Below are 10225 nucleotides of genomic sequence, written 5' to 3' on the forward strand. Positions count from 1 at the left end.
TACAGCTTTGCTTGTGGAGATATTGTTAGTCAGTTAACAAGTAGACAGTGGACAAGTAAACGGGTTGCTTGATAAAATAAAAGCGACAAATAAGACAAGAAGACAAATAACTTGTCAACCAGTCAACAGTCAACACGTCAACTGAAACAGACTTGTGAACTGAAAACGAGACATCAGGTGGTTATTGCGGTGGGGTCCCACCTCTTCCCATTCCGAACAGAGAAGTTAAGCCCACTTGCGCCGATGGTACTGCAATGCAATGCGGGAGAGTAGGTAGCCGCCTCCTTTCAGCCGGAGCCCCGAGGATACAATGTCCCCGGGGCTCCTTTTTTTGTGCCTGCTCATTTTCCTGTGACTTTGACCCTTATGTTTTCTCGATGTTCTTCATGTGAGAGGGAAAATCAATCCATGTCGGAAAGCCTTACAATCTGCGTCAAGTTGCATGCTGTTCTGATGCAGATTGGAGTGTGATTTGACGCAGATTACATGGTGAAATCAGTTATTTCTTCTTCAGAGTGAAAACTTTATCAACACAAGATGAATGGAATAAAATAATTTTATTGGAAGTATTGATCTGTATTTAAACTAATTCAGCATTTATATTTTGATGAAAATGGATAGTAATAATCTTGATTAGGCGTAACTTTACTTTCGTATCACAATAGGTGCATATAAACCAACCATCTCCTATTTCCATATATTTATTTTCTTTTCCCATTGGAATATGTTTCACAAGCAACTTTAAACCGTTTGTTGTAAGATTTACTTCTGCGACTTTTATGACCCCTATATATTTACATATTGTTATTAAGGCATTAGTACCAGGATATGTATTGCTTACCCCATCTATTGTCAATTTTATGTGATTGTGTTTAGCTTTTGAAGCTTTAGAAAAATCTTCTATTTTTATAGGTGAGCCGTCGGGCCAATACAAATCTTTAAGTTTAGTTTTGGAAACAAGCATTTCGCTACAGTCTATTATAAGGTCTACGAATTTTGCATAATCATAGAAATAATAAGGCATGTCTTTATAACTATCCTTGATATAATTTTTCCATTCGTTATTAAATACTCCATTGAGAATATACACAAGTTGTGTGACCCTTTCAGCAGAACGCACACGTACGCTAATGGGAGATTGGTTTATTCTATCTATATATACCTTAAACTTTCGCATTATCTCTACAATTTGACTTGGAGTCAAACCTCTTCCTTTTAAATATTTGTTCTTATACAGGCTTCTACACTTTAGGTCAAGATAGAATTCCCAAGGGGTTCTTTTCATAGGCAATATTAAAAAATCAGATAACTATCTTTTGTATTCTAAACAGTAAATCAATATCTATCTTTCAGAGTTCTTCAAGCTTCTTCTGTATGCGACTTATCTACAGCCAATGAAAAACTCTTATCTCCAAAAGCTTTTGGTAAATTATCTATGTTTTCATGTTATCTTTTACAGCATTTATAAGAATTTCCATATTAAACCTTAGTTTAATATTACAGTCTTGTTCATTCGGTATATCTTTCACGGTCAAAGTTTTATCTATTTAGTTTGAATATGGCAAATTTAGGTATATTGCAGAATATAATGCCATTCTTAGAGCTGTAATTTTGAAAAACTTTAAAAGTTTAACATAGAGATAAGAGTTGATATTACTTGTCATACAAAGATATTAATTTATAAGTGCTGCCAGAGGGATTCTTGAGAATAGATTCTTTCTGTGGAATGTAATATAGATAGATGTGAAAATTCAATGAAATAACCTTAAATTTGGCTTTTTGTTAAGATATTTATAAGAAAAATGCGAAATTATTTTGAAGTTATTGAATAAAAGAGTATCTTAGATGCTTGAAATTATTAATAATCTATAAACCTTCATTTCATGAGATTTAAGATAACTTTTCGTATAGACCGCAGTCAGGGTGATTGTTTGCCAATCAACTATCAGTATGAACAGTCTGCGGTCATATATAAGATATTGTCAAATGCTGATAAAGCTTATTCGGCGTGGTTGCATGATAATGGCTTTCAGCTTGATAATGGAAAGCATTTCAAGTTGTTCTGTTATTCGCGTTTTCAATTTAAGAAATATCGTATTATGCGAGATATAAAGTGTATTAATGTCATAGGGGATAAGATAGAATGGTATGTCAGTTTCCTGCCAGAGAAGAGCACAGCTGAGTTTGTCCATGGTTTGTTTGCCAATCAGCATGTAGTGATTGGGAATAAGGATTATCGGGTAGCCTTGGATGTGGTTGATGTTGAAATTCAGGCTCCTTTTAGTCCTTCAGATGAATGCAGGTTTAGAACACTTTCCCCTATCTGTGTGAAATTGCATAAGGACAATAAAACAGTTTATATAGGTCCAGAGAGTCCTCTTTATGAACAAGCCTTACTGAACGGATTACTTTCTCGTTATCATGCTGTTCATGGCGAGCCATATGATGGCGAGGTGTTCTGTCGTTTAAATCTGATAAGTAGTCCTAAGGAGAAGCTGATAACCATAAAAGCTAATACGAAAGGTGAAACTCGTGTGAGGGGCTATGATTTTATATTTTCTATGTCGTTACCGTCACCTTTGATGCATATTGCCTATGAAGCAGGGTTAGGCGAAGAAACAGGTATGGGATTTGGAATGATAGAGGTTGTTTGATTAAATAAGGTGTTTATGTATGTAGTAAAGTATACAGGCGTTTTTGGTTTTATCAAACCATGGACAGCAGTAAGAGATTCACTTACTTACAGTCAGCAGTTTTTAACTCCTTCTATTATAGAGGGAATAGAAAAGAAATTATTTCCGGAACTTTTAAATGAGGTAGGAATTCATTATATCATGAGGCATAAATTATGTTATGATGCAATAGATATTCAAATGGAGAAAACGCAAGCTCGTGGTTGGGAAAATAAAACAAAGGAGAAGCGTATGGTGCGTAATCAGTCAATATTGAATAGAGGTGTGATGCTTAATCCTGTACTTTATTTATGTTTTCCCGATAAGACTTTAGCACAAAGAGCTTCTCTGCAGCATGTTTGTCTGTGTAGGAATGAAGATCTTTTGTTCCCAATGCCAGAATTGTTGGAATTATCAGAAGAACAATTCGCAGAGTTATCGGGGTTTGAACTTCGTTTTGGCAAATCAAATGAATCGTTTTTAGTAGGATTCAATCGCTTTGATAATAATAGTCCCATGTATGGTTGGTTAGAGATTAGTGGAAAGCCTGTATTTAGTCTATGACACATGAATACATTTTAGCGAAGCATGAGGGTATGGGAACTATTCCATTAGCAGCCCATCTTCAAGAGGTTGCAGCTGCAGCTGTGGTCATTGCACGGAATGGTGGACTTAATGAATCTTTAGCCCGTAAAGGTGCGATACTGCATGATATAGGGAAGGTGAGTCCACTATTTCAAGCACAGTTAAAGTATGGTTATGTTCGTCCTCCGCATTTTATATTCCGCCATGAAATTGCATCTTTATTTTTTCTGTCTTTATTAAAAGAGGAGGAACGTCCTGAGGTATTAGAAATGATTATCGCTCATCATAAATCTACGCTTAACGATGTCAGTCATAAAGGTCTGCTTGATTTAGACGATAATCTTAGAGATTGTTTTAAGACGCATATCTGTGGGTTTCAAGATTGGCGTATCCCTGCTTTAGAGATATTAGAGGATTTGGGAATACAAGGACGTGAAATATCAGTCGAAGAAGCTAGAGATAACTATGACTATGCAGTTGATTATTGTTGGTCAATGAATGACGGCTGTTCTCGGTGGAAAGGAGTTTTAATGGCAGCCGACCATTATGCTTCAGCCTTGTCTGAAAAATCTGAAACGAATTTGGAGAAGTTGTTTGTAAAACCCAATCTAACTTTTTATAATCGGGAGAACGACTTATATCCCTTATCTTTGATTTCAACAGTAGATCGTCGGCTACATACTATTGTTACGGCACCAACAGGAGCAGGAAAAACAGACTTTCTTTTACGAAGATGTAAAGGTCGAGTGTTTTATACGCTTCCATTCCAGGCTTCTATCAATGCTATGTATGATCGGATTAAGAGTGATATTGGCGATACTGGTGCTCAGATTCATTTATTGCATAGCACCTCAGAACTTAAAGTTGAGGATTGTTGTTTAGAAGAACAAATTATGCAGCGTCATATAGGAACTTCTGTAAAGGTGCTGACTCCCCACCAAATGTCTTCTATAGTTTTTGGCATTAAAGGGTATGAGGCTATGGCAGAAGATCTTCGTGGTTGTGATGTTATTCTTGATGAAATCCATACTTATTCTGGAGAAATTCAATCCATAGTGCTACGTATTATTGAGATTCTTTTAGTTTTGGATTGTAGAGTTCATATTGGTACTGCTACAATGCCAACTGTATTATACAAGAAAGTGTTAGCGCTGTTAGGGGGACCAACTCATGTATATGAAGTATCTTTGCCTAATCCTATATTGCAAACGTTCAATCGGCATATTATCCATAAGATAAATAACTGGGAAGATGGTTATGGTATAATAGATCATGCTCTCAAAAGTGGTAATAAAGTGTTGTTAGTTTGTAATCAAGTAAAACAATCTCAACAGCTTTATGCAATTCTTTCAGACTTATATCCTAATGTAAAGAAGATGTTGATACATAGTAGGTTCAAACGTCAAGACAGACAACGATTGGAAACTGCACTGAAAGAAGATTTTAATATGTCAGATGAAAGTTGTATCGTAGTATCTACTCAAGTTGTAGAAGTAAGTTTAGATATAAGTTTCGATTTAATGATTACAGCGTGTGCACCCATAGATGCTCTTATTCAACGTTTTGGCAGAATAAATCGTAAACGCACAAAGCAGACAATCGGGCATTATAAAGATATTTATGTGATAAAACCTCCCAAGGAAAAAGGTGATGCTCTTCCTTACAATCTTGATGTTTTGAGACGAAGTTATGATGCACTTCCTTCTGATTGTATTCTTGAAGAAATGCATGTGCAGGAAATGTTAGATAAAGTATATCCACAGATAGAAGTTGCTAATATAGATTACAGTGGGGCTATTTATGTTAATGGGGAATGGCAAATTAAGCAGTTATGTCATCATGGTAAGTCTGCACTATTAGAAACTTTAGATATAGATGTGGCAGTTTGTATTGTGGAAAATAATAGAGAATTGTATGAACAAGGACATCCGAATGAAAGAATTAAATTTGAAATCCCTATCAGCTATAAGGCAATTGCTTATAAAAAACTTGACGTATCCCAACAGGGACATCATCCTTATATAATTCCAGATAGAGCTTACTCTGAAGAGATGGGATTATTGATAGATTATGTTAACCCAGAATATTATCAATCATTTGAAATCATTTAGTATATGGTAACAACAAATATAGGAAAAATATTCTTGCAGGCGTATAATGTAAAATATGAGAAGAATTATACTGCCAAAGAGTTTTTTGATAAAGTATTCTTCCCGTTAGTTTTGGATTCTCCAAAATATTTGCAATGGGTTCAAAATTCTCCTTTTGTGCAAATGAAACAGGGACAGAGAGTTGAAACTCTTACAAGTGAAGAGCGTAGAGAGAAGTTATCAGAATTTCATCAAAAGATACTTATGGGCAGTCAAGATGCAAGTGTAGCTTTGGGATATGCTGCTTCTGAAGAGAAAGGCTTTGCTACTACTTCTGGACAAGTAACGAATATGGAGTTATCTATTACTGCAGAAGATGTTTACTTGTCTTGGATAGGTGCCTGTTTAGGATTAGGTGTGAAAGGAGGAATATCTATTCTTTTTGATCAACCTGCTTTACTATTGGATATATTTGAAGGTTGGGCCGTTTATCGTAAACTATTAGATGAAGTTCCATCATTGAAGGGAAATCAATTATCCTCAGCATGGAATACTCAATGGTTGATACATAAATATTCGCGACTTTTTAACCCTAAAAATCCTTTTACACATCTTGATCCTTATGAAGAAAAAGCGGGAGTTATGGGGATTAAAGTTGAATCTTGGACATTACTGCTAATCAGAATATGTCAGCATTATACGAACCCCAAGGTGTTAGGGTATGTCTATGGATTCGGACAGATGAATACAACGATAGGCTTTATACCTTTCGTATTAAGTCAGATACGCCGTTCTTTTGATTTTTATGATAGACTCTTTCAAATGGAACGGGAAAAGGCAGAGCCTTTGTGGGGGACAGCATTCGGTTTGCAAAAAGCTTGTGAAAGAGGTGTTGTTGGATTATCAGCAATGGAACCGAAAGGACTTCGAGATTATATTTTGGCTAAAAAAATGCCGAAGTATAAGCAAGAGAATCAACAGCAAACAATTTTATTTCATACATATATTACATGGATTATAGCTATGCTAAACAATGAAGAATTATGGGCAAAGGCCCTGGAGTTTGCAACAGTGTTGCAGAATTTCTCAACGGGAAATAAACAAGGTAAAACTTCTAATTCTCGTAAAGTTGATGAGGTGCTTAAGGCTACAAACAAGAAAAACTTTATCGAATCTTTGGTTGAAATTGTTGGTAATTCCACAGAGGTAGATGTGATAACCAAAATTGCTTCTTTAGTGAATACAATGCCAACAGAAAATGTTCCTTATTTTCTTACATTAGTAAGGTTCAGATATGCAGAAATTAATAATAATAAATAACTAATTAACTATGAATCCGTACATTTATTTAAGAGCATTAAAGCATGCCGATCACACAGTATTCTGTGTTTCTGATGGTCAGAAAAGTTATTATGATCCACAATTTAATAGAGCTGTTCCATATTCAAGTGGACAGCAAGTAAAGCGTTCTATTTTGCAAATGGTTGTTGATGAATTAAATGTTCCAATGGCTCCTGTTACATTTAATTATAATATAAATACAAAAAAAGAATTAGAAAATAAAGAGCCATGGTCGCCTTGTGATCCAACTTATATAGATCAGTTGTTGGGTGGTTGGATGAAAGCTGCTGGAGATGGGCCTACATTAAAACGTCGCAGCCCATTATCTATATCTTCAATGCGGGCACTTCATCCCTTGTTGAGTGGTTTATATAAAGAAAATCTTACATTTGATAGAAGTGACCGTCCCGATTATCATCCAGTTAATGTACGTGTTGCCGGTAGTGATAGAGTGTTAACCGAAGAAGAGGTTGAAAAGTATTTACAGGATTATAACCGAACATTGCCACGTAGAAATTGGATTCCTGACAATAAGCGTGCAAGCGGTTTGTTTGTTGCAGATGTAGCTATAGATTTAAGAACACTTTTTTGTGTGTCGGTCAATCAGCACGAACCAGAATTAACTAAGGAAAAGATAGAAGAACTAAAAGAGAACGGTTGGATTGAGAGTGAAAACATCTTTGGTAGATGTTTAGTTTTACCAAAGGATAAGAGAGATGAAATTATTCCAGCTTTAGCACATGGTCTTATTAACTGGCGTATTACCTCCAATCAATCGAGGACGTTTAGCCTAATGGAAACTTTGGCTGTCGCCATTAGTGATAATGCGAGCAGTATTCCTGCATCGATTCGAGCAAAGTTAGTTGATAATGGTGAGAATCCTAAAGCTATACCCATTATTGATGAAGCTGTAGGCGCAGATGTCTTTGTTACATTACCTTGTGCTGCCTATGTACAAACAGAGTCGGAGAATGTTGATGCTCTTAAAAAAGCAGAACAAAGGCTAATTGAATTAATGCGTGCATTTGATTACGAAAAGCAGCTTTGATTTCGATATGCTGGCAGACATATAAAGAATGTCTGCCAGCCTTAAAGTATAAATTTTATGTTTATTACCGGAACTCATTTTAATTATTATCAGCTTTGTAGGCGAAAGTTGTGGCTGTTTGCGAATGGCATAAACATGGAACATAATTCGGACTTGGTGTATGAAGGCAAACTGGTACATGAAGATAGTTATCCGCAGCGCTCGGTGAAGTATGAAGAAGTTGCGATAGATGGCATAAAAGTAGATTACTATGATGCTCGGAATAAAGTTATTCATGAGATTAAAAAGTCGAATAAGGTTGCTAAGGCGCATGAATGGCAGCTGAAATACTATATGTATGTTTTCGAACAGCATGGTATTAATGGGGTGAAAGGAATATTGGAATATCCTGAGCTTAGAAAGACATCGGAAGTAGTATTGACAGATGTGGATCGCGAAAATATTGCTTTAATTCGGCAAGATATCTGTAATATTATAGAACTGGATTTATGCCCTCCTATAGTGAAGAAAGGTCTATGTAAGAATTGTAGCTATTTTGAGTTCTGTTATTCAAATGAGATGGAGGAAGATTTATGAAAAGGAGCTTCTATTTGTTTAATCCGGGATTGATGGAGCGTAAAGACAATACATTGAAGTTTACGCCTGTTAGCATAGATGAACAAGGAAATGAAACGAAGCAACCATCTCGTTTTATTCCGATAGAGGATGTTGCTGAATTATATGCTTTTGGTAGTTTGAAAGCGAATAGTTCTCTATATAATTTCCTGGGACAACGTGATGTGCCTGTTCATTTCTTCGATTATTATGAGAATTATACAGGGAGTTTCATGCCTCGTGCAGGACTGCTTTCGGGAAAGGCTTTATTAGCACAGGCAAAAACATATCAAAGTTCGAAAAAACGGGTAGAGCTGGCAAGAAAGTTCATTCAAGGTGCGGCATGGAATATGGTGATGAATTTGAACTATTATAATAGGAGAGGAAAAGAACTTGAAGGGCAGATTGCCGAAATGAAGGAATTTGCACAAACTCTTCCTGAAGCGAAAACTGTTGAAGAAGTGATGGGAATAGAAGGGAATATTCGTAGAATTTATTATTCTGCTTTTGATATCGTACTTGATGATTTCAAGTTTGGCAGTCGCACGAAGCAACCTCCCGAGAATGAAGTGAATGCTTTAGTTTCTTTTGGTAATATGATGTGCTATACAGAAACGCTGCGCGCAATTCATCAAACACAACTGAACCCTACGATTAGTTTTTTGCATAAGCCAGGAGAACGCCGTTATTCTTTATGCTTGGACATATCTGAAATCTTCAAACCGATTATAGTTGATCGGGTCATATTCAAAGTACTCAATAAACGTGCGCTTCAAAAGAGTCATTTTGATAGGAAATTGAATCGTTGCCTTCTAAATGATAAAGGGAAAAAGATTTTTGTTGCAGCCATGGAGGAACGTTATAATGAAACATTCCGTCATCGTTCCTTGGGGCGTAATGTGAGTTATCGCCATCTGATAAAACTTGAGTGTTATAAGCTCTTGAAAGATATACTCGGGATAGAAGAATATAAACCCTTTAAGATGTATTGGTAATTGTATGTATGTTATCCTGATTTATGATGTGGCAGAGAAGCGTGTTAGTAAAATGCTGAAATTGTGTCGGCAATATCTTTGTTGGATACAGAATTCTGTGTTTGAAGGCGAACTGTCAGAAGTTAAACTGCGGGAGTTGCAGTATAAGATAGGAAACTTAATTGATAAAAAAGAGGATAGTGTGATAATATTCTCTAATAAAAAGGGTTATCATATGAGTAAGGATATTCTTGGCAAGGAGCGAATGTCAACAGAGAACTTTCTGTAAAGTTGTCGATGTGTAGGAATAGGTGTCCTTTTAATTTTCCCGTAGATGCCCATATCGCTCTTTGACTTCTTGAAACACCTTATATAAAAGGAAATGTCGATGCTCTATGGAAAATATATCATTGGGCATCGACATTTTTTCAGTGATTTTTATTACCTTTGTATTGCTGAAAACATTAGTGTTTATTCGACTTATCTCTTTTAAAAGAGTGAGTTATAATTGAACCTTATTGGAATTGAAATTCACAACGGGATTTTTTGTGTTGCGCAGCTCCTGGTTATAATTGAACCTTATTGGAATTGAAATCTCCTTGCTATGGCCATAGCCTCCCTCGCCGACGAGTTATAATTGAACCTTATTGGAATTGAAATCGAGTGATGATGAGCATCTGCAACTTCGATAATTGTTATAATTGAACCTTATTGGAATTGAAATTTCTTCTCCACGTAGGCACGGCAGCGCACGACGGAGTTATAATTGAACCTTATTGGAATTGAAATATAGGTATGCATTTCGAGTTCGTTTCGTTTCCTGGTTATAATTGAACCTTATTGGAATTGAAATTGCCTTTTATTGGTGGTAATGTCAATGTCAATTCTGGTTATAATTGAACCTTATTGGAATTGAAATAT

The 10225-nt window shown here is 35.9% G+C and carries 9 protein-coding genes, 1 rRNA gene and 1 CRISPR repeat array; of the genes, 9 read left to right on the forward strand and 1 reads right to left on the reverse strand.

Annotation, left to right across the window (positions count from 1 at the left end):
- Positions 1 to 173: 173 nt before the first annotated feature.
- Positions 174 to 286 (forward strand): 5S ribosomal RNA (gene rrf, locus HMPREF2983_RS08530).
- A 294-nt stretch (positions 287 to 580) separates the two neighbouring features.
- Here the strand turns inward: rrf and HMPREF2983_RS08535 are convergent.
- Positions 581 to 1285, reverse strand: coding sequence for a hypothetical protein (locus HMPREF2983_RS08535; protein ID WP_070667740.1), 705 nt, complete (start codon positions 1283 to 1285; stop codon positions 581 to 583).
- A gap of 598 nt (positions 1286 to 1883) precedes the next feature.
- Here HMPREF2983_RS08535 and cas6 point away from each other — a divergent pair.
- From cas6 to cas2, 8 genes are read left to right on the forward strand one after another with little or no spacing between them, the layout of a single operon-like run.
- On the forward strand, positions 1884 to 2654 hold the full coding sequence (cas6, locus tag HMPREF2983_RS08540) for a CRISPR-associated endoribonuclease Cas6 (protein ID WP_070667741.1): 771 nt from the start codon (positions 1884 to 1886) through the stop codon (positions 2652 to 2654).
- Positions 2655 to 2669: 15 nt separating this feature from the next.
- Positions 2670 to 3236 (forward strand): hypothetical protein, encoded by a 567-nt coding sequence (locus HMPREF2983_RS08545; RefSeq protein WP_070667742.1) that lies wholly within the window; start codon positions 2670 to 2672, stop codon positions 3234 to 3236.
- The gene (locus HMPREF2983_RS08550; protein ID WP_070667743.1) at positions 3233 to 5368 is read left to right on the forward strand and encodes a CRISPR-associated helicase/endonuclease Cas3; all 2136 of its coding nucleotides are present in this window, start codon (positions 3233 to 3235) and stop codon (positions 5366 to 5368) included. The genes HMPREF2983_RS08545 and HMPREF2983_RS08550 overlap by 4 nt, the downstream gene beginning before the upstream one ends.
- Before the next feature lie 3 nt (positions 5369 to 5371).
- A complete protein-coding gene (locus HMPREF2983_RS08555) occupies positions 5372 to 6667 on the forward strand; it encodes a hypothetical protein (RefSeq protein ID WP_070667744.1) in 1296 nt (431 codons plus the stop codon).
- A 10-nt stretch (positions 6668 to 6677) separates the two neighbouring features.
- Positions 6678 to 7736, forward strand: coding sequence for a CRISPR-associated protein Cas7 (locus tag HMPREF2983_RS08560; RefSeq protein WP_070667745.1), 1059 nt, complete (start codon positions 6678 to 6680; stop codon positions 7734 to 7736).
- Positions 7737 to 7793: 57 nt separating this feature from the next.
- Positions 7794 to 8312: a CRISPR-associated protein Cas4 gene (gene cas4 / locus HMPREF2983_RS08565; RefSeq protein ID WP_070667746.1), complete on the forward strand. Its 519-nt coding sequence runs from the start codon at positions 7794 to 7796 to the stop codon at positions 8310 to 8312.
- Positions 8309 to 9325 carry a type I-B CRISPR-associated endonuclease Cas1b gene (cas1b, locus tag HMPREF2983_RS08570; protein WP_070667747.1) on the forward strand — a complete coding sequence of 339 codons (1017 nt, stop codon included), beginning with the start codon at positions 8309 to 8311 and terminating at the stop codon, positions 9323 to 9325. Before cas4 ends, cas1b begins: the two co-directional genes overlap by 4 nt.
- Positions 9326 to 9329: 4 nt before the next feature.
- On the forward strand, positions 9330 to 9593 hold the full coding sequence (gene cas2, locus HMPREF2983_RS08575) for a CRISPR-associated endonuclease Cas2 (RefSeq protein ID WP_004373516.1): 264 nt from the start codon (positions 9330 to 9332) through the stop codon (positions 9591 to 9593).
- 212 nt (positions 9594 to 9805) lie between these two features.
- A CRISPR array of direct repeats spans positions 9806 to 10223; the repeat unit is 30 nt; unit sequence GTTATAATTGAACCTTATTGGAATTGAAAT.
- The last annotated feature ends 2 nt before the right edge of the window (positions 10224 to 10225 follow it).

The organism is Prevotella sp. HMSC077E09, assembly GCF_001814685.1.
GTDB lineage: Bacteria > Bacteroidota > Bacteroidia > Bacteroidales > Bacteroidaceae > Prevotella > Prevotella oris.

Coding starts and splice junctions, on each gene's coding strand:
- HMPREF2983_RS08560 (WP_070667745.1), top strand. CDS start 6,678: ATGAATCCGTACATTTATTTAAGAGCATTAAAGCATGCCGATCACACA.
- HMPREF2983_RS08535 (WP_070667740.1), bottom strand. CDS start 1,285: ATGAAAAGAACCCCTTGGGAATTCTATCTTGACCTAAAGTGTAGAAGC.
- cas4 (WP_070667746.1), top strand. CDS start 7,794: ATGTTTATTACCGGAACTCATTTTAATTATTATCAGCTTTGTAGGCGA.
- cas2 (WP_004373516.1), top strand. CDS start 9,330: ATGTATGTTATCCTGATTTATGATGTGGCAGAGAAGCGTGTTAGTAAA.
- cas1b (WP_070667747.1), top strand. CDS start 8,309: ATGAAAAGGAGCTTCTATTTGTTTAATCCGGGATTGATGGAGCGTAAA.
- cas6 (WP_070667741.1), top strand. CDS start 1,884: ATGAGATTTAAGATAACTTTTCGTATAGACCGCAGTCAGGGTGATTGT.
- HMPREF2983_RS08550 (WP_070667743.1), top strand. CDS start 3,233: ATGACACATGAATACATTTTAGCGAAGCATGAGGGTATGGGAACTATT.
- HMPREF2983_RS08555 (WP_070667744.1), top strand. CDS start 5,372: ATGGTAACAACAAATATAGGAAAAATATTCTTGCAGGCGTATAATGTA.
- HMPREF2983_RS08545 (WP_070667742.1), top strand. CDS start 2,670: ATGTATGTAGTAAAGTATACAGGCGTTTTTGGTTTTATCAAACCATGG.